The sequence below is a fragment of the Lysobacter sp. Root983 genome, from assembly GCF_001429345.1.
In the GTDB taxonomy this organism is placed as follows: domain Bacteria; phylum Pseudomonadota; class Gammaproteobacteria; order Xanthomonadales; family Xanthomonadaceae; genus Lysobacter.
In genome coordinates, this window is the sequence record NZ_LMJO01000012.1 from 542922 (window position 1) to 568953 (window position 26032).

The window sequence follows — 26032 nt, forward strand, 5'->3', positions numbered from 1 at the left end:
TTTCCAGGTGCCCGATGCGTCGTGCGGTCCTTTCGTTTTTTCTGCTGGCATCGTTCGGCGCCGGTGCGGTCGTCATTCGGGACGACGTCCCCGACATGCGCTATCGGATGGCCATATCCGAATTCCCGGCATTGGCCGACGTGCCGGGCGAGGGCCATGGCGTCCTGATCGCACCGCGGTGGGTGCTGACCGCCGCCCACGTGGTCGGCTGGCAGCAAGGGGTGGAGGTGGTCGTCGTCGGCGGCACTCCCTACGCCGTAAGCCGTGTCGTAGTTCACCCGGATTACAAGAAGCCGCCTCAGGACATGGTCGACGCAGCCATCAAGTCGGGCGATTGGGCCGCCTTCCTGGCGTTCATGGCCGCTTCCGACGACATCGCCCTGATCGAGTTGGTCGAGCCGGTGCGCGACGTGGCTCCCGTGCGCATCTACAGCGAATCGGCGCTGGGGAAGGTGGTGCGGATCATGGGGCGGGGCGCCACCGGGACGGGTACGCGGGGGCACCATCCGCACGGCCCGAACCGGACCGATCTGCGCCAGGGCTACAACGAGATCAGCCTCTCGGAGGGCCGATGGATCGGATACACCTTCGATCCGCCGCCGGCGGCGCTACCGCTGGAGGCGTCGTTGGGCAACGGGGATAGCGGCAGCCCCATGCTCGTCGCGGTGGGCGACGAATGGCAGGTGGCCGGAATCACCGCATGGAAGCGCGTGCAGGGCAATCCGATGGAAACCTGGCCGGGCAAGTACGGACAGATGAATTACGGCGTGCGGGTGGAGCACTACCGCGGCTGGATCGAGAAGACGATCGCGGTGCCCGCGAAGCTGTCGGGCGAAAACACCGAAATCCAAAAAAAGCCGTGACGCGCCGGCTTGGATAGGAAGGCCCGAGTGGCCTTCCTCGGGACCGCCGACAGCGCGTGGCCGAACTCAGCCCGTGTCGCCCTCGATGCGTTTCACGCGCTTGCGGTAGGCCTGCACGTTGTTGCCGTCGATCTCCGTCTCCCGCGTTCCCGTTACCTCGCCGATCTTCTGGTCCGAGCCGGTCACAGGCTGCGCCTCGACGATCGTTTCGCGTTCGAACGCGTGCGACTTGTCGGTGTTGCGGTAGTACCGATACAGGCCCCAATACAGGCCGGTGGCGCCGGCCGGGCCGAGCAGGAGCAGCCATAGTCCGCTGTCGTCGCTCATTAAGAGTTCCCCACGATCCAGAGTGCGATGCCTTCGAGGAAGGTGCCGACGGTGATGGCGGTCAAGAGCAGCTTCCACTGCTGCACCGGCACGCTGCCCATCGTCTCGCCGGTGCGGCCGTTCACGGCGATGTAATGCAGCATGCCGCCGTTGCTGCCCGGCTGATGATAGGAGTACAGCCACACCGGCAGGTACATCGACACCCAGCGAGTGCCGTGGACATCGAGCCGTTCCTGCTCCCAGCGCACGCCGCGACCGTAGCGCTCGACCGACTCCTCGACCTGCGCGCGGGCGATCGACAGAAGTTGGTCTTCCAGGCGCGGGCGCAGGTGCTGCACGTCGGTATTGCGCTTCTCCGAGCTGAAGCCCGACAGATAGGACGCGTTCCACTTCACCGCGTTCTTGGTGTCGAACGGCAGGATGGTATTGATGATGTTGTTGGTGTTGACCCGGATATCCAGATTGCCGCGTTCGGTGGACGATTCCAGCGGCAGGTCGTCGACGGTGAAGTCGACGTGCCGCTCCACCCGATAGACGTCCGCGTCGTAGTAAGTCTTCTTGTCGTCGCCGCTGCCCCTGGTGTAGCGGCGCGTCTGGATTTCGCCCTGGCCGGCGATGTCGGCGCTGGCTTTGCCGTCGACGATCATGTACGGCAAATAGACGCCGACGACGTTCTCCGGGGTGAACTGTTCCTTGAAGGCCTTCAACGCGAAAAAGCGGCGCTTGTCCACGAACTGACGGATACGGGCGACGGCATCGTCCTTGCGGATGTGAAACGGCAGCACCGCGTCGGGCACCGCGCCGTTGGCCACCTGCTCGTTGACGCCGAAGACGTGCCGGCACCAGTGACAACGCGCGGTCATCCCGGCGTCGGTGTTGACCGTCACCTCGGCGCCGCAACCGGTGCACTTGAAGGTCATCAGGCTGGCGGCGTCGGCCGCGATGTCGCGCGCGCCCGAGGCGATGATGGTGCCTTTGAGCTGGTCGAGGCCCTCGCCGAGTCCGAACTCCTCCTCCACCCGCGCGCCTTGCCACTCGTTGCGGCAATACAGACAGATCAGCAAGTCGCTGCCCGGCTTGTGGCGAATGTCGGACGCACCGCATTTCGGGCAGCGGTTGAGGCCGTCCTTGAGCTCGTCCGAGGACGTGTCGATGGCGACCGGATCGGGCGCCAGCAGCTCGTCGCGGATCGGCTCGGGCAAGGCGGCCGGATCCAGCGGCGAGCTGCCGGGCAAGGGCGGTACGTCCTGCGGCGACCCCGGGCCGGTATACGGCGGCAGCGGCGGTGGCGACGAACGGGTGGGGTTCGACATGGCGGCTATGCGGCTCCGGTTTACAGACCCAGCGTCTTGGTCTTGAGCGCGTCGTAGTCGGCCTGCGTGATCAGGCCCAGGTCCAGCATCTCCTTGGCCTTCTTCAACTTGGCGATCGGATCGTCGGCGGCGGCCGCGGCCGGCGCCACCGGCTGCTGCAGGCCGCCGATGCCCGCGCCGACCATGCCCGTGGCCATGCCGACGCCCATCAGGCCCGCCGCGCCGCCGTTCTCGCCGGCCGACTGGATGCCCGCCGCGACGCTGGCTTGCAGGTTGGAATTGCCGCGCGCACCCGACAGCGCGTCGGCACGCTGCACGGTCTTGAGCAGTTCCCGAGTGGTCGCGTCGTACTCGATGGAGACGATGGCGGTCTTGACGATGGCCAGGCCGCGGTCGGATTTCCACTGATAGGCCGCTTCCACCGCGTCGGACAGGCTCTTGGCGAAGCCCAGGGAGTCCTGCTGGATCTTGGTGATGCGGTTGCCCTTGTCCGCGTCGTTCGTATACAGGCTGAAGGCCGGCGCGAGCGAGCCGACGACTTCGTTGAAGAGCTGGCTGGCGGCGGCGTTGTCGACGTCGGTGAAATCGAAGACCTGGCCGGGCCGCAGGTAGGTGGCCGGCACGAAGTTCTTCACGAACAGGATCGGATCGACGATCTTCAGCGTGTAGGAGCCGCGCGTCAGCGCGCCGACCTGCGTGTTGAGGAAGCCGTCGTTCCAGTAGATCTCGGACTGCGTGCCGAAGCGATTGTCCGGCAGTTCCTTCAGCGAGACGAAGAACGCGGCCTGCTGCGCGCCCGGCTGGCCGCCGAACTTGAAACGCTCCCAGCTTTGCTTGATCAGCGAGCTGACCAGGCCGTCGCCGGCGAAAATGGATTGGGAGTTGAGGTCGTCCGACCGCCATTCGTAGCCGCCCGGCTCGGCGACGAATCCGGTGATCGCGCCGTCCTGGAACAGCAGCAGCCCGTAGCCCTCGGGAACCACGATCTTCGAACCGTTGCTGATGATGTTCGAGGAACCGCTGGTATTCGAACCGCGACCGGCATTGGTACCGCGCGGCACCGCGGCGAACAGCGCCGCGGTCGGCGGCAGGCCATCGGGAACCGTATAGAAGTCCTTCCACTGGTCGGCGAGCACGCCGCCGACCGCACCCGCCACCGCCTGCACCAGACCCATGACCTTCCCCACGTTTCTTGGCCGGGCACCGTGCCCGCCTTGCACGCCGAAACTATACAGTTCCGCGCGCCGCGCCGGAGGCGGGCCGGCTCAATCGGCGCTGGTCCAGGCGAACCGGCGGCTCTTGCGCCTATGCGCAGCGCCCGGCTTCGACCATCTCCTTCTGTACGGTCCGACCGGCCGACGCGTTCGCCTCGGCCAGCGCCTCTCCCGGCGCCCTGCCAGCCCGGCCATCTTGGGTTCGCGCTACGCGGCCCGAGGGCAGCGCGCCGGCGGGCGCCTGCCATCGGCCCAGACGCTATTCGGGCGGGTACCGGTTGCGAGTCCTCCGATGCAGGGGCGCTTTCGCCCCAGCCGCGACCTGACCGCCCGATAGTAGTGCCGCCTTGCTGCGGCGCGTCAGCAGCCAGGCGCCGCCGGGCCTACAATCGTGCGTGCAACAGCTGTCCGCTTAGCCATGGTCCCTCACGCGTCAGCGTTTACCGGAGGCTGCAATGCGACGTTTCGCTCTTGCCGCGGCACTGCTCATGTTCTCGGCCGCGACCTATGCCTACGAATGGCCGTTGGGCATCCCCAGCGACGCCAAGTCCCAGTACTTCATCCTCGAAATCGGCGGCAAATGGCCGGGCCGCACCGTCATCACCAAGCGTACGGGCGCCGATGGCACGAATTATTCGAAGCGCTTCTACGACTGCCTCAACGGCTCGATGAAGTACCTCGGCAACGGCGCTACGCTGGACGACATGGCGCGCTCGAAACCGGACCAGGACATGGCGCCGGTGGCGCCGCGATCGGTGGCGGACTATGTGGGGCGGGAGGCGTGCAAGCGCTAGGGTTCGGGTACCGAGGAAGTCATGACTATTGCTACGCTAAAATCGTTGTTCGGCTACAAGGCCTGGGCCAACGCCGAGTTGTTCGCGCTGCTGGAGTCCGTGCCCGCCGAGCACGCCGGTCCGCTGCACTCCTGTATCCGCACGCTCAACCACGTCTACGTCACCGACCGCATCTTCCGCGCGCACCTGAGCGGCGGGCCGCGACCGTTCGATGCGACGAATACGCAGGACACACCTGGCCTGCAGCAGCTGCGGGCCGACGTGCGGGCCACGGATGCCTGGTATCTGGACTACGTCTCCACGCTCGCCGAACCGGTCCTGGCCGAAGTCCTGGATTTCCGGTTCACCGACGGCGACCGCGGCCGCATGTCCCGCGAGGAGATGCTGTTGCACATCGTCACGCATGGCGGCTATCACCGCGGCAATGTCGGCGAGGCGCTCAAGTCCATCTCGATCGATGCGCCGCGCGATCTGTACACCAAGTTCCTGCACCAAAGCGAGCCGTCCAGGCGCGGTGCCTGAGCGTACGCGCCGCGCTCAGGCCGGGCCGAGTGCCGCCAGGAACAGCAGGGCGAGTGCGGTAACGGCGGCGGTCGCATGGCCGACGACCAGCCAGGCCGGAAGCAGGCGCTGGCGCCATTTGTAAGCCAAGCTCATGACCGCACCGCCGGCGGCGGCCAGCAGGAACAGCGCGAGCGCGAGTATCGCGGAAGACGGCACGGTCAGCATGCAAACGGCATAAGCCAGCAAGGTCAAGCCCGATGCGGCCAGCAAGCCATGCAGCATGGCCAGCCAGGCGGGTGGATTGCGCTTGCGCGAGAAGCGGATGATCGCCATGAGCAAGCCGCCCAACGCGGTGATCGCCAACAGGGTAGTCGCGGTCTGCAGCATGGTCGTAATCCTCGGTTCGATGGGCAGACCAGCCGCGCTCGGCTGGGCGGTACTGAGATCGGGCGCTAGCGCGCCGGCGTCACGCGCCAGACGACATTGCCGACATCGTCGGCTACCAGCACCGCGCCGCGGCCGTCGATCGCCACGCCCACCGGCCGCCCGTGCGCCTGCCCACGCTCGTCCAGGAAGCCGGTGAGCACGTCTTCGATCGGGCCGGTGGGCCGTCCGTTCGCGAACGGCACGAAAACCAGCTTGTAGCCGCTAGGCGGCTTGCGGTTCCACGAACCGTGCAGGCCGATGAAGGCGCCGTTGGCGTAGCGCGCAGGAAGCAGCTTGCCTTCATAGAACGCCAGCCCCAGGGCGGCGACGTGAGCGCCCAGCGCGTAGTCGGGTGCGATCGCCTTGGCCACCATTGCGGGGTCCTGCGGTTGCACGCGCGTATCGACATGCGTGCCGTAGTAGCTGTACGGCCATCCATAGAACGCGCCGTCGCGCACCGAGGTGAGGTAGTCGGGCACCAGGTCGCTGCCAAGCTCGTCGCGCTCGTTCGCCACCGTCCACAGGGCGCCGCTTTGCGGTTGCCAGGCCAGACCCACCGGGTTACGCAGGCCGCTGGCGTAAACGCGGCTCTGGCCGGTCTTGACGTCGATCTCATGGATCGCGGCGCGGCCGGCTTCGATGTCCATGCCGTTCTCGCCGATGTTGCTGTTCGAACCGACGCCCACGTACAGCTTGCCGCCGTCGCGACTGGCCAGCAGGCTCTTGGTCCAATGATGATTGCGCGGCGCGCCGGGGAGATCCGCCAACTTCGTCGGTACGGCGTCGATGCGCAGGTCGCCAAGACGGTACGGCACGCGCACGATCGCGTCGGCGTTGGCGACGTAAAACTCGTCGCCGATCAGCGCCATCCCGAACGGCGACATCAGGTTCTGCAGGAAGACCGCGCGGACTTCCGCCACGCCATCGCCGTCGGCATCGCGCAGCAGGGTGATGCGGTTGGCGCTGGGCGCGGCGGCGCCGGCCTTCTCGAAAGCCGATTTCATGAACATGCCGCGGATCGGATTCGACGCGGGATCCGGCGTCGGCGGACGATTGCTTTCCGCGACCAGCACGTCGCCGTTGGGCAGCACATACAGCCAACGTGGATGATCCAGCCCGGTCGCGAACGCGTTCACCGCCAGTCCCGCTGCCGGCCTCGGCTTCGCGCCCGTCGGCCAGCCGACGGCCTTGGCCACTTTGACGGTGGGGATCAGCGTAGAGGCGGGCTCAGGCAGCGTCGGATTCGGCCCGGTATCGGCCTTGGAGGCGAGGCGGGCGGAGCCGCCGCAACCGACGACGACCGACAGCGTCAGCGCGTACGCGGTCGCGCGTGCGAGCGGGGTGATGCGGAGCATGGCGGCTTCCTTATGGGGCAGCGCAGCCGAGACGCAATCTGCCTACGCATTTCAGTGTCCGCTGGACGCCATGAAGTCGATGTGACTTCGTACTCGTCGCGTGAAGGCGTGGCTACCGCAAGACGTTAACTCATGAAGACCTGACGTTCACCGGAGATTTCCAGCCGACAACTAATCTGCCACTGGTTATCAAACCAAGGCCAACGCGGCAAAGGAGAGGACGGTGCATGTACGTGATCATGGGCGGTACGGGGCATGTGGGGTCGGCCACCGCTGAGGCGCTGCTCGCGCGCGCAGAGGCGGTCGCTATCGTTACCCGTTCCGCCGAGCGCGCCGGCGAGTGGCGTGCGAAGGGCGCGGATATCGTCGAGGCGGATGTGGAGGACACGGCGTCGCTGCATGCGGCCCTCCGACGCGGACACCGTGCTCTCCTACTCAATCCGCCCGCCGATACCAGCACGGATACCGACGCGGTCGAAAGGCACACCGTCGCCAAGATTCTGGCCGCGCTCGAAGGCTCGGGCCTGGAGAAGGTGGTCGCGGAATCGACCGGGGGCGCGCAGCCAGGCGATCGCATCGGCGATCTCAACGTGTTGTGGGAGCTCGAGGAAGGCCTGCGCGGACAAACCATCCCGGCGGCCATAAACCGGGCGGCCTACTACATGAGCAACTGGGACGGGCAACTCGATGCCGTCCGCGCCACCGGCAAGCTGCAAACCTTGTTTCCCGCCGATCTCGCGCTTCCCATGGTCGCGCCGCACGATCTGGGTTGGGCGGCCGCTACCAGGCTGTTGTCGTCGCTGGACGACACGGGCGTGCGCTATGTGGAAGGTCCGCGCCTGTACTCGTCCAACGACGTCGCGCACGCGTTCTCGCAAGCCCTGGGCCGACCGGTGGAGGTGGTGGTCACACCGCGCGAAGCATGGAAGCAGGCCTTCCTCAAGCTGGGATTCTCCGACGCCGCGGCCGACTCCTATGCGCGGATGACTGCGGTCGCCGTCGATAGCGGCTTCGACGTGTCGGACGACCCGCTGCGAGGCACGACCACGCTCGAAGCCTATGTTCGGGATTTGGTAGCCAAGTCGCAGGCTTAGTCCAAGAGGGGCGGACCTGCACAAAGATCAGCGCTGCGGTGCCGGAAAGCGCGGGCCACGTCGCATGGATGGCGGGCTTATCGTTGGTCCCCAAGGCCTTGCCTTGCGCGATCTGGAATAGAGTGCAAGAACGCCCCCGAACGGAGTCGCGCCATGCTGGATCACCTCTTCCTGTCGGTAAGCGATGTCGGCCGCTCGGTCGCCTTTTACACGGTCGCCTTGGCCCCGCTCGGTATCGAGCGAAAACACGACTACGACGGCAAGGATGGCCCTCCGGGGCATCCCGATCTCAAGGGCTTCGGTGCCGACGGCCGGGTGTTCTTCTGGTTACGTCATGGATCCGTGCAACCGGACGCGGTGCATATCGGCTTCGTGGCGGCGGGTGAGGCGCAGGTCGATGCGGCCTATGCGGCAGCGATCGCGGCAGGGGCGACCGATCGGGGCGCACCGGGCCCGCGATTGCACTACGATCCGCGCTACTACGCCGCGAATGTGTTGGATCCCGATGGGCACAGTCTGGAGTTCGTCTACAAGTGCTGGCAGCACCCGTCGCGATGAGGGAAAGGGAGATGACGAGCCCGCCGTGTTCGCGTTCGTTCGACGCGAACTCGGGCGCCGTCTCGGCTATTCCGGTGCGCAGCCCACGCCGTGCCGCATGGCCGGCGACGGTGAGACAAGAATGTCCTAGTCGCGCAAAGCCGAACGAATTCATGTAGCAACCGTTTTCCATGCGCTCCACGCACGCGTAACGCCGCGATGACCTGTCGCTGTCGGCTTACGCGTTGAATACGTTACACAGGGACCGTGCATCAGCCATGGAGGCTAGCGCAACGTAACCGCGCCTATCGTAGTGCCATCGTCGTTCGTCGACGGTGTCGTCCGCAGTACGCATCGGGTCGTCAGACCGAACCCCCGCTATGCATCCGAGACCGGCTTCAAGCCCGGATGGGCGAAGCCATGCCGTCCCGCTGCCGAATCGTCGTGTACCGACGATGGACGCCTGTCACCAGGCAAACCCGAACCATCATGGAGAGTACGAGATCATGGAAAGGACGAACGACAATCTAGGGCGGACAGGAACGCCGCCGCAGCGACGCGGCGTGCGGGCCGCGGTATGGGTGGCCTCCGGCTTGATCGCCGCGATGCTGCCGCTGGGCGCGAGCATGGCCCAGACGCCGATGGCGCCGCTGATCAACGAGAACGCGCCCAAGCGCATCCCGGGCCAGTACATCGTGGTCTACAAGCAGGGCGTGGCCAGCAGGTCGCTGCAAACCTCGCAGGAGCGCGTGCGCGCGCTAGGCGGCAAGATCGGTTACGTCTACACCAGCGCGCTGCGCGGTTTCAGCGCGACCTTGCCGGACAACGCCGTGCGCAGCCTGCGCCAGAACCCGGACGTCGCCTACATCGAGGTCGACCAGGTCGGCGATCTCAACGTCGTCCAGAACAACCCGCCCGCGGGCCTGGACCGCACCAGCGAGCGCCTGCTGCCGCTGGATCTGCGCTACACCTACAGCGAAACCGGCAACAACGTGCACGTGTACGTGATCGACACCGGCATCCGCCCGACCCATAACGAGATGGTCGGACGCGTGTCGGGCGGCACCAACACCATGAACCTGGCCGCCGGCACCAACGACTGCCACGGTCACGGCACCCACGTCGCCGGCACCATCGGCGGCACCACCTTCGGCATCGCCAAGCAGGCGTTGCTGCACCCGGTACGCGCCGGCGACTGCGCCAACACCTATCTGGCGCCGGTGATCGCGGCGGTGGACTGGGTCACGGCCAACCGGGTGCTGCCCGCGGTCGCCAACCTCAGTTCCGGCTTCTCGCCCAGTCCCACCCTGGACACGGCGATCGCGAACTCGGTGGCCTCCGGCGTCACCTACTCGGTCGCGGCGGGCAACAACAATGGCGACGCCTGCAACATCTCGCCGGCGCGCGCGCCGACGGCGATCACGGTGGGCGCGATCAATCCGAACAACGACACCCGTGCCAGCTTCTCCAACTGGGGCACCTGCGTCGATCTGTTCGCACCTGGCGTGAGCACCCTGTCGGCCGGTATCGCCAACGATGCCTCGACGGCGGTGATGTCGGGCACCTCGATGGCGGCCCCGCACGTGGCCGGCGTGGCCGCGCGCTATCTGCAGATCCACCCGGCATCGACGCCGGCGGCGGTCTGGGCGGCGATCCACAACGCCGACAACACCGCGGCGACTCCGGGCTGGCCCGGCGTCATCAATCGCGGTGTGGGTTCGCCGAACGAGCAACTGCACTACGGCTCGCTCAACGACGGCTTCAACGACGGCGACCCGCACATCACCACCGTCAACGGCCTGTACTACGACTTCCAGCCGGGCGGTGAGTTCGTGGCCCTGCTCGGCGGTATGGGCATGGAGATCCAGACCCGCCAGACGGTCGTTCCCAGCGCACCGTGGGTCAGCGTCAACACCGCCATCGCCGCGCGCGTGGGCAGCTATCGCGTCACCTGGGTGCCCAACCTGAGCGGCGTGCCGGATCCCAGCGGGCTGCAGTTGCGCGTGAACGGTACGCTCGTCAGCCCCGGTCCGGGCGGCATCGCCCTCGGTGTCGGCGGCCGCGTCAGCAAGTACGGCAGCAACGGCATCCAGATCGACTTCCCCGACGGCACCACGCTGATCGCGACCTCGAACTGGTGGTCGAACCAGAGCCAGTGGTACATCAACGTGCGCGCGTACCACACGCCCGCCACCGAGGGCATCATGGGCGTGCTGACGGCCAACGAATGGACCCGTCCGGGCTTCGTCGACTCCTGGCGCGTGACCGACAAGACCTCGCTGTTCGATTACGCCAAGGAAGACTCGACCGGCAACTATCGCAAGGATCCCTTCCCGGAGGACAAGATCCCGCCGATGAAGCCCGAGAACGTCGAGCTGGCGCGCCGCGTCTGCGAACCGCTGAAGGACCGCAAGATCCGCGGCGACTGCGAGTTCGACGTCGGCACCACCGGCGACGAGATCTTCGCCGAAAGCGCGAAGGTCAGCCAGGACGTGCAGCGCGGCGGCACCAAGACCTCGCTGGGCGCCAACGCCAAGGGCGACAGCCTGATCTTGACCGCCACCGTCGCGCGTTTCGCGCGCGGCCAGGAAGTGCCCACCGGCGCCGCCCGCCTGCTGGTCGACGGCAAGGACATCGCCGAGCCCGCCGGGCTGGACAAGACCGGCCGCGCCAACTGGACCGTATCGGAAAGCGCCATCAAGGGCCTAAGCGTGATCGCCGAGTACGTGCCGGCCAAGGACAGCGAGTTCCTGCCCAGCACCAGCGGCGCGCTGGAATACGGCCGCGAGGCCAGGCGCGTCGCCAGCCCTCTGGCCGATCCGGTCTATCAGCGGCTGTCGAAGTAAGCGCAACGCAACACCCCGGCGCCGGACGCGCCGGATGAGCTGACTCCGCACAGGCGGAGGCGCCCGGGCATCGCCGCAAGGTGGTGTCCGGGTGTATTCGTTGCAGAGAGCGCCTGCCGGCCCGGTCTTGCGCCGGTCTGGCATCATCTCGATGGCTCATCAAGCCGGGAGTACTGCCTTGGACCCGATGCTATGGAACCTCTTCCACGACGGTGTGCTGACGCGCGCCGAGGGTGCCGTGCCGGGAGAGGTCCGTCTGTTCATCGATATCCCGTACCTGCGCGCGAAGTTCCCAGGGAAGGGCGCCGGGTTCGACGTGGTGCTGTCGGAGTGCTCGAAGCTGTCCCTTGTGATGAGGGGCGGTAGCGTCATCGCGCTGGCTGACATTCGCTACATCAAGCCGGAGATCCTGAGCGCCGAGCCGGGTCCGCCGCTCAAGATTTTTTGCGAGGGGGGCACGCTCACGCTCCAGTACCGTTCGGTCGAACTCTTCGTCGACAGCGGCGCACCGATCACGCTGCAAGAACTCGATGCCGCGAGCGAGGCGTACTGGACCGAGTGGGAAGCCGGAGCGCACCGGGACGGCTAATATCCCCGTCCAAATCCGGACCCTCTCCACCGCCTGACCTGACCCCGAAACCGGGCGCATGATGCCCCGGCTCGCTGTGAACGGATCCGGGAGCAAGTGGAGTCCACATGCAAGCGCAGGGGGGGCAGGGGTCAGAGTGGACTTTCTAGAAGGTCCACTCCAATCCTTGTTTTTTGCGCGTGAAATACCTGAGTGCGGATGCGCATTTCCGCGATCGACCGTATGCGCACAAGCCATTTTTTCGACAGGTTTGCGCGATGCGCTTGTGGGTCAGTCCCACTGCGTGGTCTTCAACGCAGCCTGTCAGCGGAGAGGTCCGCGGCCTGCGAGGCAAACTTAGCGCAAAAAAAGGGAGGGTTGGCGCCAGTGGGCTGGTGGGTGCTGGAAATGCTCCTTCGATGGGCGGATGAGTCGCCGTCCCCGGAGAGCACTTCTGGCCTATATCCGTTCGTAAGGGGACGGTGTTAGCTTGCGCGGGCCCACGCTGCCGTGTGCAAAAAAACCAGAGGCCCTTGTGAGTGTCAATCGATCCGTTTTCTTGATAACGATCATCGCCGCCGCCTGGGCCACGCAGCCCTTCGTCGTGCGAGCGCAGTCGGCGAGTGCGTCGGCCACCGAACGCCACAAGCAAGTGGACGCGATCTTCGCGCCGTGGAGCGGCACCAATACGCCAGGCTGCGCGGTGGGAATTTCCCGCGACGGCGTGCTGGACTACACGCGCGGCTACGGGATGTCGAATCTCGAGTACGACATCGCCATCACCCCGGAATCGATCTTCCAGGTCGGTTCCGTCTCCAAGCAGTTCACCGCCTTCTCGATCGCACTGCTGGCGCAGGACGGAAAATTGTCGCTGGACGACGACATCCGCAAGTACCTGCCGGAGATGCCGGACTTCGGTAAGACGATCACCATCGCGCACCTGATCCATCACAGCAGTGGCCTGCGCGAGCAGGGGCAGCTGCTGTATCTGGCCGGATGGCGCGGCGACGACATGATGACCGAGGCCGATATGCTGGCGGTCGCTGCGAAGCAGCGAGGGCTGAACTTCGCGCCGGGGACCGAGACGCTTTACAACAACCTCGGCTACACCTTGCTGGCCATCATCGTGAAGCGCGTATCCGGCAAGCCGCTGACGATCTTCGCCCAAGAGAGGATATTCCAGCCACTGGGCATGACCGACACGCATTTCCAGGACGACCACACCGAGATCGTGCGGCGCCGAACCGCAGGATATCAAGCGCACCCGGACGGCGGATGGCGTATCAGCATCCCCGCGTCCGACTACTACGGACCGACCGGCCTGTTCACTACGGTGGGCGACCTGCTGAAGTGGCAGGACAACTTCATCCACGCGCGTGTCGGTGGACAAGCGCTGGTGGCGTCCATGCAGACATCGGCCATATCGGACAACGGCGTGGCGAGCGGCTACGGCGGCGGAGTATTCGTCCGCAGCTACCGAGGCCTGCGCACGGTAGGGCACGACGGCGTGCATGCCGGGTATCGTGCGGACGCGGTTAGCTTCCCCGATCAGCGGCTGGCTATCGTGACCTTGTGCAACGGCGCCACGATTGCTCCGCCGGAGCTCACGCAGAAGATCGCGGCCGTGTATCTGGGTGATCGCATGACGCCCATGGCGCCCGCGGTGAAAGTGCCGGAGCCGGCGTTGTCGGCGCTGGCCGGCGTCTATTGGAGTTCGCTGACGGATGAAGTGGTACGAGTGGAGGTGAAGGACGGTGCATTGCGCCCCACTGGCGCATCGACGCCGCTAGAACCGCTCGGGAACGGGCTATTCCGCTTGGGCGAGACGGCGCGATGGCAATTCGACGCCTCCGCGGACGATGCGCTGAAAGCGCCCGAGCTGCGGATCTGGGATGCCTGGCCTACGCCAAGAATTTTTACCCGCGTCAACGCATCGGTGCCCTCGGCTTCGGCGCTGGCATCGTTCGCGGGGCGGTACCGCATCGACGAGGTCGATATGACTTATACGGTGCTCATGGCGGACGGAAAGCTGACCATGCGATGGCCTCGCCAGACCGATCTCGTGCTTGAAGCCGTCGGCGGCGATCGCTTCGTCAGCGGCGCATGGACGGTGACCTTCACGCGCTCGCCTTCGGGCACGGTGGATGGCTTGACGCTTACCGCGCGTCGTTTGCGTCGCATGCGCGCGGAGCGGCTCACGACAGCGGAGACGCCTGTGATTCGAGCCGGTAACAGCACCTAGGCGAGATGCGGCCGATGACGGACCTCGTCTCGGTCGCTTGCGCGACTCCAGCTAGATAAGCCCCAGTTGAGTCGCGTTCAACGTAGCTGCCGCCCGCGTGCCAGCCTCCAGCTTGCGAAACACGCTCTCGACATGGGGCGCACCGTGCTGGGGCTGATGCGGCGCAACCGCTGGCGTTGCGTGCACGGGCGTCGCGCGGCTTAGGCCTGCAACGTTGTCGCGATCCGTACTTCGCCCGTTAGTACCTTGTGGATCGGGCAGGCGTTCGCGATCTGCAGCAGGCGCTCGCGCTGTTCGTCGCTCAGTTCGCCCTGCAAGGTTATCTTGCGCTCGATGTCGGTGCCCGCCGCCGGCTTGCCGTCCGGGTTGAAGCGCAGCGCGACTTCGACGCCGGCCAGCGGCCATTGCTTGCGCGCGGCGTACATGCGCACGGTGATCGCGGTGCAGGCGCCCAGGCTGGACAGCAGCAGGTACTCGGGCGTGGGGCCGGTGTCGCCGCCGCCCAGGTCGGCCGGTTCGTCGGCCTGCCAGGTATGGCCGACGTCGTCGATGAAGGTCACCACGTAGGGCGTGGGCTGGGTGCTGGCGCGGACGGTCGCGACGGTCATGGCGTTCCTGAAGGCTTGCGGCATCGATGCCGCCGAGGCAGACCTTAAGCCCGCGCCGGCACTGGCACCAGCCGGGGCGGTCGCACGGACCGTCCCAGTGGCCGAATGATGCCTCGCTGATCAATCCGATTCAGTGCCCAGGCCGGAGGATCGGCATCAGGGATCGGGGCTATCCGCAAGGCTTGGCTATCGGTGCAAGATAGGTGAGCCGATACCGATCGAGATGCCCCATGAGAGTCATGCAGAAGACGCTACAAATACTGAAGCAACGTCAGGCGCTGGTGGACCTGTATCGGGACCATCTTTCCAGCGAGTCGCTGTCCGGTGTAGTCACCGACTACTCCGAGGACTTCGTATACCTCAGCCTCTTCACCGAAGCAGGCCAGGCCAACGGCATCGCGGTCTGCTTCCGCAGCGACATCACCCGGATCCGTTGGGAAGGCAACGAGCGTCAAGCCTTGTCGCAGATGATTGAGGCCACGGGAGCCAAGCCGACCGCGCCTGCGCTGTCCCTCGACTCCCTGCAGTCGCTGCTGGAGTCGGTGTCGGCGACCTTCGGCTACGTTAATGTGCTCACGGAGCGCATGGACGATTCGGTCACGTTCATCGGCGAAATCGCGGAGCTGGATGCGGAATCCTTGCTTCTGGAAACCTTCGGAACCTATTCCAGTCGGGATCGGAGCAGGCTGTGGCTCAGCCTCTCCGAGATCACTCGCATCGACGCCGATGCCGCATACGAGCGCAGCGTTGTCTATCTGGCGGGAAAGCCCGCTTGATCGGCGCTGTGTCGCGACATACCCGCCTCTGGACCTGCCGAGCTTCGACATAGGTCACCGCTCAATACGGGCGGCGCCTTCCAGCGCCGCCCGCGTCGCCGTCAGCGGCCGGCGGTATTGGTTTGCCAAAGCGGCTTACGTTCGTGGTCGTACACCACCACGTTGCCGTCGTTCTGCACGAACAGCACCGCGCCGCGCTTGCCGCCGGTGTTGCTCGCCCATCGGGTCTGTCCCGCGCCGTCGCGCACGGTCAGGTTGCCGTCGGTCTGCATGTGCAGGGTGTGGCCGCTGCCGTAGACGTGGTTGGCCCAGATCGCGCCTACGTTCTGTTTGTACAGCACCAGGTTGCCGTCGCCCTGGATCGCCAGCGTGAATCGCTGGTCGCAGGAGGTCAGGGTGCCGTTGGTCTCGCGCCAGTCGCGCGGATTCAGGCGGCCGCAGCTCGGCACGGTGCGCAGCACCAGGTCGTAGGCGTTGAGGATGGGTTGCAACGGCTGGAAGTAGCCCTGCGGTGCCGGATCGCCGCAGTTGTCGTCCCGGCCTTCGGAGAAATGTCCGCCGGAGTACACGCCCTGCGCCTCGGCGCTGGGGGTGATCACCGCGCCGCCCGAATCGCCGAAGCCGGCGCAGGCGTTGGACTGGGTCAGTCCTTTGACGACGCCGTACTGCGGGCCGTAGTCGACCGTCACCTGCTTGGCCTGCACGGTGCCGCAGTGGTAACCCGTCTTGTTCCCCGACCGGCACACCGCCGCGCCGATCGGCGCCTCCAGGCCGCCGCGCACGTCGATATCGACGCCGGCGTAGTTGTAGACCCAGGGCAGGATGTGCCAGAGGTTCGGTTGCGTGTTCTGCACCCAGGCATGGTCGGCGTTGGGGAAGGTGGAGTACGCGAAATGGCCGATAGGGGATTGGTTGGTGCCGCGCACCGCCATGTTGACCGTTCCGCAATGACCCGCCGTCACGAAGCCGGGCGTGTTGCCGCGAAAGGCCGAGAACCCCGTCGAGCACCAGCTATCGGGCGTCAGGTAGCGATCGCCGCCGCGCAGGTCGTGCTGGGGTTTGGGGCGCTGCGCGGAGGTCACGATCTGCACCATCCTGGCATCGATGCCGCTGCGCGCGATCAGCTCGATCGCCGCTTCCTGCGCGTTGGGGTCGATGGTCAGGATGATGCGGTTGTTGGGCAGATCGACGTTCCAGGCCTGCACGCGGGGGCCGTCCTTGCGCATGAGGCCGGCAGTCAGTCCGCGATGGGCCTGATCCAGCTGCGATTGGGCGGCGTCCAGCTCGGCCGCGCTGTGCTTGAACACGCGCACTTCGTCGCCGCTCTGGCGCATGCGGCTGACGGCCTTGCGATCCGTCACGCCCAGGATCAATCGATAGTCGCCGGCCGCGTCGCGCTCCAGCCAGCTGCCGGCATAGTGCGCGCCCAGCCCGGCCCGTGCTTCGGCCTGCAAGCGCATCGCACGATGTTCGGTGGCCAGATAGGCCTGAAGTTGCGAGGGCTTCAGGCCGAGGTCGCGTTGCAAGGCCTGGCGCATGGCGGCCGGTATCGGGTTGGTCTGCGGCTCGGCGGCGTGGCCGATGGCGGGTGCGAGCATCGCGCACAGCGATACGGCCAGCGCCGCGCCGGTGTGAGTGGCATTCATGGGTTCTCTATCCTTCCTTAGTGGTATGGGGCGCACGCACGTCCTGTAGCGTCCGTGCCTATTCCCGTACGAGAGAGGGTGCGGAACCCTGACATTCAGTTATGGGTTTTTTCTCGGGGCTGGCATTCGGCCATCCAACGCCGGCCGAGCTGGCGCTGCCAGGAGGACGCGTTGGGCATCGCCTCCAGTTGCCGCAGCGCCGCGGCGAGTTCGCGGCGACGGTCGGCGCCCTCGCAGCGCGCGCGCTCCAGCGCGACCTGTTCGAAGCGCGGTTGCGATTCGACGACGACTTCGCCGGTGCGGCGGGCGGCATTGGCTTCCAGCATCGCGACCGCGGCGGCGACCCGGCCACGTTGCAGCCCGGCCACGGCGCGCAAGCCATCGATGTCCAGCAGCTGGCCATGGCCTTCCGCGTTGCGCCGCGCCGACAGGCGCCGTGCCCGCTCCAGGTCCCGTTCGGCCAAGGCCCATTCGCCGCGCGCCAGCCGCGTCTCGCCACGCCCCAGCAAGGCCGAGACCGCAGCCGGATGCTCTTCGCCGTGGAACTCCAGTGAGCGCTCCACCATGCGGTCGTACTGCCGCAGTGCCTCGTCCAGGCGTTGGGTTTTCAGCGCGGCGAAGCCGAGGTTGCGGCCGATCAGCAGCTCTTCGTCCGGATTGCGCGGCACCAGCTGGCGCACCAGCGCGTCCGCCTCGCGCAGCAGCGGATAGGCCTTGGCCGCGTCGCCGTCGGTCAGCGCGATGCCTGCGCTGTTCACCAGCGCACGGACGTAGTCCTTGCGGGTATCGGGGCCGCCGGCCTTGAGCAGCGCGAGGCTGCGGTCCAAATAAGTCCAGCCCTTGGCCTTGTCGCCTAGCGCGAAGTGGCCGAGGCCGACGTTGCCGAGCAGACGCGGGTACAGCGGGTCCTGGGTTGCACCGGCGCCCTCCAGCACCTCGGCGGCCTGCGAGCTGTAGCGCAGGAACTGCCGCGGCTGGCCCAGCCCGTAATGCGCGGTCGCCAAGCCGCGCAGCGCGTCGGCCAGAGCGAGGGGGTCGTCCTGATCGCGCAAGGCCGCGACCGCGCGCGCGTAGGCGTCGCGCGCTTGCGTGGGCATGCCCAGGTCGGTGTGGACCTGGCCCAGGGCGTGCAGCAAGGCGGCCAGGGCCTGCGGGGAGTGGCTGCGGCCCTGCTGGTCCTGCAGCTGCTTCATCCCGCGCTCCAGCAGCTCGCGGGCGGTGACTTCGCCGCTGGCGGTCGCCCTCGGCGTGCTGGCGCGGAACAGGCTGACGAAGTAGTCGGCCACGGCGAGCGCCTTCTCGCGCTCGCGTTCGGTGCGTTCGAGCTGGCGGTCCAGGCTGTAGATATGAAACGCGGCGAACGCGATGCCGACGGCGACGGTGGCGAAGACGGGCCAGCGACGGCGCAGCGTGCGGCGCAGGCGGTAACCGCGTTCGTGGCGGCGCGCGCGGATCGGCAGGTGTTGCGACCAGCGCAGCAGGTCGTCGGCCAGGGCCTCGGCGCTGGGGTAGCGTTCGCGCGGGTCGGTGGCGGTGGCATGGGCGACGATGCACTCCAGGTCGCCCCGCAAACGCGCGGCCAGGCGCGAGGGCTTCATGGCGCGGGTGGCGGCGATGTCCGCGGCCGCCGCCGGATGCTCGCGCAGCAGGGCGGCCCAGCGCGCGCTCAGCCGCGGCGGCGACTCCCCGCTCTGTGCGGGCGAACCCAGCAGCAAGGCCTGTAGCAGCAGACCCAGTTGATAGACGTCGGTGGCGGTGGTGACCGGTTCGCCGCGGTGTTGCTCCGGTGCGGCCCAGGCGGGCGTCATCGAGCGGGTCTGGGTTTGGGTCGGGTCGGCTTCGTCCAGTAGTTTGGCGATGCCGAAATCCAGCAGTTTGACCTGGCCGGCCGGGTCGACCAGGACGTTGGCGGGTTTGATGTCGCGATGCACGACCAGGTTGCCGTGGGCGAACTGCACGGCCTCGCAGACCTGGCGGAACAGGGCGATGCGCTGTTCGAGCGTGGCCTTGCGGCGGTCGCACCACTGGGTGATGGATTCGCCGGGGACATACTCCATCGCGAACCACGGTTGGCCGCCCGTCGCCAGGCCGCCGTCCAGGAGCTGGGCGATGTGCGGATGCTGCAGGCGCGCCAGCACTTTGCGTTCGCGCAGAAAGCGTTCGGTCAGCGGCGAGAACCCGCCCCAGATACGCTTCAGCGCGACCTGGCGTTGCCAGGCGCCGTCGGCGCGTTCGGCGAGGAACACCTCGCCCATGCCGCCCTGGCCGATGCGCCGCAACAGGCGGTAGGGGCCGACCATGGCGCCGCTCGCTTCTTCGACGGGGGGGTCCGCGTCGGTGTCGCCTTCGTCCAGATGCGACAGCAGGGCGCGCACGCGCTGGGCGAGCTCGGGCTGCGTCGCGCAGGCGTCCCGCAACAGGGTGTCGCGTTGCTCGGGAGACGCGTCCAGCAGCTGGCGCAGCAAAGGCAGCGCCGCACGGTCGAGAGTATTCATGGCGGGGATCGTTCGATCAGAGAATCGGAACACACAGCGGGAGTACGGGATCCGGTCCCGTTTCCTGACACTAGGCCTGCAGGCGATCGCGCAGCCAGGCTCGGGCCGCGGCCCAGTCGCGATACACGGTGCGCTCGTCCAGTTCGAGGACGCGAGCCACCTCCGGCACGCTCAAACCGACGAAGTAGCGCAATTCCACGACCTGGGCCATGCGCGCATCGAGCTGTTCCAGGGCCGCGAGCGCGGCGTCGAGCTCGGGCAGATGGGTCTCTTGCGGAATAGGCAGTTGCAAGGCTTCGGTGAAGTCGTCGCGTCGCCAGGCGCCGCCGTGCTTTTCGCTGGCCGCCTTGCGGGCACGGTCGACGAGGATCTGGCGCATGATCCGCGCCGACGTATTGAACAGATGCGCCGGGTTCTCGAACGCGACGCTCTGCTGGCCCAGCAAGCGTACGAACACGTCGTTGACCAGCGCGGTCGGTTGCAGCGTGTCGTGCCCGCGGTGCTCGCGCAGCTCGCGCGCGGCGATCGCGCGCAGGTCGGCGTAGATCAACGGCAGCAGCGATTCCAGCGCGCCCGCGTCGCCGTCGCGCCAGCGTTGGATCAGGGTGTGCGAGTCCGGGGCCGTACCTGGCATGGCGCTGTCTCCTTGGGCCCGCCATCGTTGTGGGGACGGTCCATGGCCGTCAAGCGGGCGCTGCGCAGGGCGAAAGCATGGCGCCACCCAGGGCGTTCGAGGACACCGCAGGACGAGGTAAGCGGGCTGGCGAAGCGCCGCGCCTACTTGATGCGCCGCTTCTCCAGCTTGCGCGCCAGGGTGCGCCGGTGCAGACCCAGCCGGCGCGCGGCCTCGGAGATGTTGAAGTCGCTCTCGGCCAGCACTTCGTGGATGTGTTCCCACTCCAGCGTCTTGATCGAAGTGGTGCGGCCGGTGAGTTCGACCTCGGCGTCGCCGGTGGCGCGCTGGAACGCGGCTTCGATGTCGTCGGTGTTGGAGGGTTTGGCCAGATAGTGGCGCGCGCCCAGCTTGATCGCCTCGACCGCGGTGGCGATGCTGGCGTAGCCGGTCAGCACCACGATCAGCATGTCCGGGTCGAAGGCGTGCAGGTGCTTCACGCAGGACAGGCCGGAGGCGTTGGCGGCGAGCTTGAGATCGACCACGGCGTGCGTGGGCGCGAATTCTTCCAGCAGCGCCGGCAAGCCGGCTTCGCCGGGCAGGTGGCGCACGCTGTAACCGCGGCGTTCGAACGAACGCACCAGGGTGCGCGCGAACGTGGTGTCGTCTTCGACGATCAGCAACCTGCGTTCACTCGTCATCGCCGTGCTCCTCGATGGCAATGGCCGACAGCGGCAGGGTCAGGGTGACCACTGCGCCGCCCTGCGGCCGGTTGCGTGCCGTGAGCCTGCCGCCCAGCGTACGGGCGACGTTGACCGAAAGGAACAGGCCCAGGCCGCCGCCGGGGCGGCCCTTGCTGCTGTTGTAGGGCGTGCCCAGGCGCTCGAGGACGTCGGCGGCGAAACCGGGGCCGACGTCGCTGACCTCGATCACGAGCTGGCCGTCGCGGCAGTCGGCGTCCAGCGCCACCCAGGCCGGCGAGGCCTCCAGGGCGTTGTCGAGCACGTTGAACACCATCTGGCGCAGGCCGTCGTCGGAAACGATGCTGGGGTCGTCCTGGCAATGGCGCTGGTAGCGGAACGATTCCGGCGCGCGCGCGGTGCGCCACTCCTGGGCCAGATCGTCGAGCAGCTCGTGCAAGGTGGTTTCGACCGGCGATTCGCCGCGGGTTTCGCCGGCCGACAGCAGGATATTGGTGACGATGGATTTGCAGCGCGCGACCTGCGCCAGCATCTCGGCCACATCGTGGTGCAGCTCGGTTTCCGAGGCGATCGTGGGCAGGTGCTGCCAGTCGCCGAGAATCACCGACAACGTCGACAGCGGCGTGCCCAGTTCGTGCGCGGCGCCGGAGGCGAGCAGGCCCATGCGCACGATGTGTTCCTCCTCGGCGGCGCGCTGGCGCAATTGGGCCAGGCGCACGTCGCGTTCGCGCAGGATGCGCCCGATGCGGGTGATGAACACCACCAGCAAGGCCGCCACCAGCAGGAAGCAGATCAGCAAGCCCTGCACGTAGTGATCGGCCAGGCCCTTGCCGGGTTCGACCGCGATCCGCAGCGGCGTCGGCGACACCGCCAGGGCGGTGAAGCACAAACCCGCGGCGGCGGCGATGATCCAGTTGGCGGGCGAGCGCAGCAGCACGGTGCCCAGCACCACCTGCAGCAGGTAGAGGAAGACGAAGGGGTTGGTGATGCCGCCGCTGTAGTAGAGCTGCAGGCTCAGCGAGACCACGTCCACCAGCAGCCCGATCAGCATGGCCCGGTTGGACACCTGCGCGCGCCGTTTCCACCACAGCTGGCTGCCGAGATTGAACGCGACCAGTCCGGCCAGGACGGCGCCCATCGGGCCCAAAGGCAGGGCGATGCCGATGCCGTAGTGGACGACCAGGATGGTGACGATCTGCCCGACCACCGCGATCCATCGCAACTGGATCAGCTGCTGCATGTTGCGCAGCCCGGTGCGGTCCTGCGAACCGCTCACGCCCAATTGGCGGGTCACGACGTCCGCGGCGGCCTCAGGAGCGCTGGATCGGGCTTGCATGACCGGGGGAGCCTCCTCGCTGCGCACGATCTTGCCGCAAACGACGCTCCGATGCGAACAGGTAATAGCCCGCGACCAGGGTCAGCGCGGCCAGGCCGAACCAGGTCAGGGCATAGGACAGATGATGATCGCGGAACGCCACCACGGTCATGCCGCCGCGCGGCCAGGCGTCGCTGGACGGGTCCCGGGCGGCATCGATGAAGTAGGGCGCGCTGGCCTCGGCGGGCAAGCCCTGCGCACGCAGGATCGCGGCGACGTCGCGCGAGTACCAGCGCCCGTGGGCCGGATCGTTGCTGCGCAGGAAGCCGCCCTTGGGCTCGCTGATGCGCAGCAGCCCTTCGATCTCGACGCGTCCCGCGGGTGCGGGCGCGGCCTGCGCCTGCGCGGGCACGAAGCCGCGATTGACCAGCACGTAGTCGCCCGCGTCGGTGCGCAGCGGCACCAGCACCCAGGTGCCCGCGCCCAGCGCCGTCACGGCCTGGCTGCGCGCTTGCTTGTCGGGCAGGAACCGCCCGGACAGGCGTACGCGCCGATAGCCGTCGCGTGCTTCGCTGACTTGCGCCCACTGCGCGCGGGAGGGGGGCGCCACCGGCGCGGCCTTGAGGCGGGCCTCGACGCGCGCGATCAGCGCGTGCTTCCAGCCCATGCGCTGCACTTGCCACACGCCCAGCGCGAGGAAGCCGATCAAAGCCACCGCCAACGACGCGGCGAACACGGCCAACAATAGCGGACGGCGGCCGCGCGCCGGTGCTGCGGCCGCTGCGTGGCGCTCATCGCTCATGGCGCGTTCTTGAGCATTTCCTGCATGTCGTGCGCGCCGGGCATCATGTTCGCGTTCATGTGGTGCATCACCCACAGCGAACCGGTCAGCACGATCACCACCAGCACCACGGTGAAGATCAGGGCCAGCACGTTCCAGCCGCCTTCCGAGCGGGTGTTCATGTGCAGGAAGTAGATCATGTGCACGACCACCTGCACCGCGGCGAAGGCCAGCAGCACGATCGCGACCAGGCCCGAACTCGGGATCACCTTGCCCATCACCAGGCCGAACGGAATCGCGGTCAGCACCACCGACAGCATGAAGCCGGTGAGGTACTCGCGCGCCGAGACGTGCGGAATGCCGTCCTCGAGGTGGTCGTCGTGATCGTGCGTGTCGTGCTGGCTCATGGCAGCACTCCCATCAGGTAAACGAAGGTGAAGACGCCGATCCAGACGACGTCGAGGAAGTGCCAGAACATCGACAGGCAGGCCACGCGTCGGGTGTTGGCGCGGGTCAGGCCGTGGCGCTGCACCTGCACGCACAGCACCACCAGCCAGATCACGCCGAATAGCACGTGCAGGCCGTGGGTGCCGACCAGGGCGAAGAACGAGGACAGGAAGGCGCTGCGCTGCGGGCCCGCGCCCAGATGGATCAGGTGCGCGAACTCGTAGATTTCAACCGCCAGGAAGGACAGGCCGAGCACGCCGGTCAGGGCGAGCCAGCGCAGCATGGCGCGCTTGTCGCGGCGCTGCATCGCGATCATCGCGAAGCCGTAGGTGATCGACGACAGCAGCAGGATCGCGGTGTTCAGCGCCACCAGCCACAGGTCGAACAGGTCGGCGCCGGACGGGCCGGCGGCGTAGCTGCGGCCCAGCACGCCGTAGGTGGCGAACAGGCAGGCGAAGATCATCAGATCGCTGAGCAGGTACAGCCAGAAACCGAACAGCGTGCCGTTCTGCGGATGGTGGCGCCCGGCGGTGTCCAGGAACACGGGCGAGCCGTCCTGGCGGGTCATGGCGATGGGCTCAGACATGGGCGGCCTTCAGCTGTTCGCTGCGCGCCTGCTCGGTCGCGGCGACCGTGGCGGCGGGGATGTGGAAATCGCGGTCGTAGTTGAAGCTGTGGTAGATCGCGTAGGCGACGATGCCCAGCAACGAGGCGATCGCCAGCCACCACACGTGCCAGATCAGGGCGAAGCCGCAAGCCGTGCTCACCGCCGCCAGGACCAGGCCGGCCGGGGTGTTCTTGGGCATGTGCACCGCCAGGAAACCGGAGGTCGGGCGCTGGAAGCCGCGCTGCTTCATGTCCCACCAGGCGTCGTTGTCGTGCACCACCGGGGTGAAGGCGAAGTTGTAGTCCGGCGGCGGCGACGAGGTCGACCACTCCAGGGTGCGGCCGTTCCAGGGATCGCCGCTGAGGTCGCGCAACTGCGCGCGCTTGCGGAAGCTGACGTAGATGCAGATCAGGAAGGCGGCGATGCCGATGGCGACCAGGACCGCGCCGAACGCGGCGATCTGGAACCAGATCTGCAGCGAGGGATCGTCGAAGTGGCTCATGCGGCGGGTCACGCCCATCAGGCCCAGCACGTACAGCGGCGTGAACGCGAACCAGTAGCCGGCCAGCCAGAACCAGAACGAGACCTTGCCCCAGAAGTCGTCGAGCTTGAAGCCGAAGGCCTTGGGGAACCAATGCGTCATCGCCGCGAACAGGCCGAACACCACGCCGCCGATGATCACGTTATGGAAGTGCGCGACCAGGAACAGGCTGTTGTGCAGCACGAAGTCGGCCGGCGGCACCGCCAGCAGCACGCCGGTCATGCCGCCGACGACGAAGGTGACCATGAAGCCCATGGTCCACAGCATCGGCACCTCGAAGCGGATGCGGCCGCGGTACATGGTGAACAACCAGTTGAAGATCTTCGCGCCCGTCGGGATCGAGATGATCATCGTGGTGATGCCGAAGAACGAGTTGACGCTGGCGCCCGAGCCCATGGTGAAGAAGTGGTGCAGCCACACCAGATAGGAGAGCACGGTGATGCAGACGGTCGCGTAGACCATCGACGAGTAGCCGAACAGGCGCTTGCCCGAATAGGTGGACACGATCTCCGAGAACACGCCGAACAGCGGCAGGATCAGGATGTAGACCTCCGGGTGGCCCCAGATCCAGATCAGGTTGACGAACATCATGGCGTTGCCGCCCAGATCGCTGGTGAAGAAGTTGGTGCCCGCGTAGCGGTCCAGGCCGAGCAGCGCCAGCACCGCGGTCAGCACCGGGAACGACACCACGATCAGCACGTTGGTGCACAGCGAGGTCCAGGTGAACACCGGCATCTTCATCAGGCTCATGCCCGGGGCGCGCATCTTGATGATGGTCACCAGCAGGTTCACGCCCGACAGCAGGGTGCCCACGCCGGCTATCTGCAGCGCCCATATGTAGTAGTCGACGCCTACCCCGGGACTGAAGGCCACCCCCGACAGCGGCGGATAAGCCAGCCAGCCGGTGGCGGCGAACTCGCCGAAGAACAGCGACATCATCACCAGCACGGCGCCGCTGACGGTCATCCAGAAGCTGAAGTTGTTGAGGAAGGGGAAGGCGACGTCGCGCGCGCCGATCTGCAGCGGCACCAGATAGTTCATCAGGCCGGTGACCAGCGGCATGGCCACGAAGAAGATCATGATCACGCCGTGGGCGGTGAAGATCTGGTCGTAGTGGTGCGGCGGCAGGTAGCCCAGGTTGTCGCCGAAGGCCATCGCCTGCTGCAGGCGCATCATCAGGGCATCGGCGAAGCCGCGCAGCAGCATCACCAGGCCCAGCACGATGTACATGATGCCGATCTTCTTGTGGTCGATGCTGGTGAACCACTCCTTCCACAGGTAGCCCCACAGCCGGTACTTGGTGATCGCCGCGACCAGGGCGAGACCCAGGACGACCGTGCCGATGAAGGTAGCCGCGACGATGGGCTCGTGCAGCATGGGCACGGCGTCCCAGGTCATGCGACCGAAGATCGGGGAGGT

General features: G+C 67.0%; 24 protein-coding genes. 9 read left to right on the top strand and 15 right to left on the bottom strand.

Annotated elements, in window-relative coordinates:
- Positions 1-14: 14 nt before the first annotated feature.
- Complete coding sequence (locus ASE43_RS09730; protein WP_082607211.1) at positions 15-863, top strand: trypsin-like serine protease; 849 nt, start codon at positions 15-17, stop codon at positions 861-863.
- Positions 864-929: 66 nt separating this feature from the next.
- Here ASE43_RS09730 and ASE43_RS09735 read toward each other — a convergent pair whose 3' ends face one another.
- From ASE43_RS09735 to ASE43_RS09745, 3 genes are read right to left on the bottom strand one after another with little or no spacing between them, the layout of a single operon-like run.
- The gene (locus ASE43_RS09735; RefSeq protein ID WP_057160311.1) at positions 930-1190 is read right to left on the bottom strand and encodes a hypothetical protein; all 261 of its coding nucleotides are present in this window, start codon (positions 1188-1190) and stop codon (positions 930-932) included.
- The gene (locus ASE43_RS09740) at positions 1190-2503 is read right to left on the bottom strand and encodes a hypothetical protein (protein ID WP_057160312.1); all 1314 of its coding nucleotides are present in this window, start codon (positions 2501-2503) and stop codon (positions 1190-1192) included. The genes ASE43_RS09735 and ASE43_RS09740 overlap by 1 nt, the downstream gene beginning before the upstream one ends.
- A gap of 20 nt (positions 2504-2523) precedes the next feature.
- Positions 2524-3678: an SPFH domain-containing protein gene (locus ASE43_RS09745; protein WP_056178370.1), complete on the bottom strand. Its 1155-nt coding sequence runs from the start codon at positions 3676-3678 to the stop codon at positions 2524-2526.
- Positions 3679-4172: 494 nt separating this feature from the next.
- Between ASE43_RS09745 and ASE43_RS09750 the strand changes: the two genes are divergently transcribed.
- Together ASE43_RS09750 and ASE43_RS09755 are read left to right on the top strand one after the other, a co-directional pair.
- Entirely contained in the window at positions 4173-4511 is a 339-nt protein-coding gene (locus ASE43_RS09750) for a hypothetical protein (protein WP_057160313.1), read from the top strand.
- Between the two features lie 21 nt (positions 4512-4532).
- Positions 4533-5033, top strand: coding sequence for a DinB family protein (locus tag ASE43_RS09755; RefSeq protein WP_057160314.1), 501 nt, complete (start codon positions 4533-4535; stop codon positions 5031-5033).
- Between the two features lie 15 nt (positions 5034-5048).
- Here the strand turns inward: ASE43_RS09755 and ASE43_RS09760 are convergent, their stop codons facing one another.
- A complete protein-coding gene (locus ASE43_RS09760) occupies positions 5049-5402 on the bottom strand; it encodes a hypothetical protein (protein WP_157499808.1) in 354 nt (117 codons plus the stop codon).
- A 65-nt stretch (positions 5403-5467) separates the two neighbouring features.
- Entirely contained in the window at positions 5468-6796 is a 1329-nt protein-coding gene (locus tag ASE43_RS09765; protein WP_057160316.1) for a sorbosone dehydrogenase family protein, read from the bottom strand.
- A 227-nt stretch (positions 6797-7023) separates the two neighbouring features.
- Between ASE43_RS09765 and ASE43_RS09770 the strand changes: the two genes are divergently transcribed.
- The 5 genes from ASE43_RS09770 to ASE43_RS09790 all read left to right on the top strand — a co-directional run bounded on the left by ASE43_RS09770 (position 7024) and on the right by ASE43_RS09790 (position 14083).
- Positions 7024-7890 (top strand): NAD(P)H-binding protein, encoded by an 867-nt coding sequence (locus ASE43_RS09770; RefSeq protein WP_057160317.1) that lies wholly within the window; start codon positions 7024-7026, stop codon positions 7888-7890.
- A gap of 153 nt (positions 7891-8043) precedes the next feature.
- Positions 8044-8448 (top strand): VOC family protein, encoded by a 405-nt coding sequence (locus ASE43_RS09775; RefSeq protein WP_057160318.1) that lies wholly within the window; start codon positions 8044-8046, stop codon positions 8446-8448.
- Between the two features lie 542 nt (positions 8449-8990).
- The gene (locus ASE43_RS09780) at positions 8991-11273 is read left to right on the top strand and encodes a S8 family serine peptidase (protein ID WP_082607212.1); all 2283 of its coding nucleotides are present in this window, start codon (positions 8991-8993) and stop codon (positions 11271-11273) included.
- Positions 11274-11451: 178 nt separating this feature from the next.
- A complete protein-coding gene (locus ASE43_RS09785; RefSeq protein WP_157499812.1) occupies positions 11452-11862 on the top strand; it encodes a hypothetical protein in 411 nt (136 codons plus the stop codon).
- Between the two features lie 538 nt (positions 11863-12400).
- Positions 12401-14083 carry a serine hydrolase gene (locus tag ASE43_RS09790; RefSeq protein WP_157499814.1) on the top strand — a complete coding sequence of 561 codons (1683 nt, stop codon included), beginning with the start codon at positions 12401-12403 and terminating at the stop codon, positions 14081-14083.
- 200 nt (positions 14084-14283) lie between these two features.
- On the opposite strand, the gene ASE43_RS09795 is transcribed toward ASE43_RS09790, so the two are convergent.
- Entirely contained in the window at positions 14284-14691 is a 408-nt protein-coding gene (locus ASE43_RS09795; protein ID WP_057160322.1) for an OsmC family protein, read from the bottom strand.
- Between the two features lie 239 nt (positions 14692-14930).
- Here ASE43_RS09795 and ASE43_RS09800 point away from each other — a divergent pair, with 239 nt between their 5' ends.
- Positions 14931-15467, top strand: a complete 537-nt coding sequence (locus ASE43_RS09800) for a hypothetical protein (protein ID WP_157499816.1) — start codon at positions 14931-14933, stop codon at positions 15465-15467.
- A 101-nt stretch (positions 15468-15568) separates the two neighbouring features.
- On the opposite strand, the gene ASE43_RS09805 is transcribed toward ASE43_RS09800, so the two are convergent.
- From ASE43_RS09805 to cyoB, 9 genes are all read right to left on the bottom strand, one after another.
- The gene (locus ASE43_RS09805) at positions 15569-17113 is read right to left on the bottom strand and encodes an alpha-lytic protease prodomain-containing protein (protein ID WP_057160324.1); all 1545 of its coding nucleotides are present in this window, start codon (positions 17111-17113) and stop codon (positions 15569-15571) included.
- A gap of 95 nt (positions 17114-17208) precedes the next feature.
- Positions 17209-19608, bottom strand: coding sequence for a serine/threonine-protein kinase (locus ASE43_RS09810; protein ID WP_057160325.1), 2400 nt, complete (start codon positions 19606-19608; stop codon positions 17209-17211).
- Positions 19609-19678: 70 nt separating this feature from the next.
- Positions 19679-20242, bottom strand: coding sequence for an ECF-type sigma factor (locus ASE43_RS09815; RefSeq protein ID WP_057160326.1), 564 nt, complete (start codon positions 20240-20242; stop codon positions 19679-19681).
- Positions 20243-20385: 143 nt separating this feature from the next.
- Positions 20386-20922, bottom strand: a complete 537-nt coding sequence (locus tag ASE43_RS09820; RefSeq protein ID WP_056178411.1) for a response regulator transcription factor — start codon at positions 20920-20922, stop codon at positions 20386-20388.
- Positions 20912-22258, bottom strand: a complete 1347-nt coding sequence (locus tag ASE43_RS09825; protein WP_056178412.1) for an ATP-binding protein — start codon at positions 22256-22258, stop codon at positions 20912-20914. The genes ASE43_RS09820 and ASE43_RS09825 overlap by 11 nt, the downstream gene beginning before the upstream one ends.
- Positions 22233-23039 carry an SURF1 family protein gene (locus ASE43_RS09830; RefSeq protein WP_057160327.1) on the bottom strand — a complete coding sequence of 269 codons (807 nt, stop codon included), beginning with the start codon at positions 23037-23039 and terminating at the stop codon, positions 22233-22235. Before ASE43_RS09830 ends, ASE43_RS09825 begins: the two co-directional genes overlap by 26 nt.
- On the bottom strand, positions 23036-23425 hold the full coding sequence (cyoD, locus tag ASE43_RS09835) for a cytochrome o ubiquinol oxidase subunit IV (protein WP_056178416.1): 390 nt from the start codon (positions 23423-23425) through the stop codon (positions 23036-23038). Before cyoD ends, ASE43_RS09830 begins: the two co-directional genes overlap by 4 nt.
- Positions 23422-24051, bottom strand: coding sequence for a cytochrome o ubiquinol oxidase subunit III (gene cyoC / locus ASE43_RS09840; RefSeq protein ID WP_057160328.1), 630 nt, complete (start codon positions 24049-24051; stop codon positions 23422-23424). The genes cyoD and cyoC overlap by 4 nt, the downstream gene beginning before the upstream one ends.
- Positions 24044-26023, bottom strand: a complete 1980-nt coding sequence (cyoB, locus tag ASE43_RS09845) for a cytochrome o ubiquinol oxidase subunit I (RefSeq protein ID WP_200944009.1) — start codon at positions 26021-26023, stop codon at positions 24044-24046. The genes cyoC and cyoB overlap by 8 nt, the downstream gene beginning before the upstream one ends.
- Positions 26024-26032: the final 9 nt, after the last annotated feature.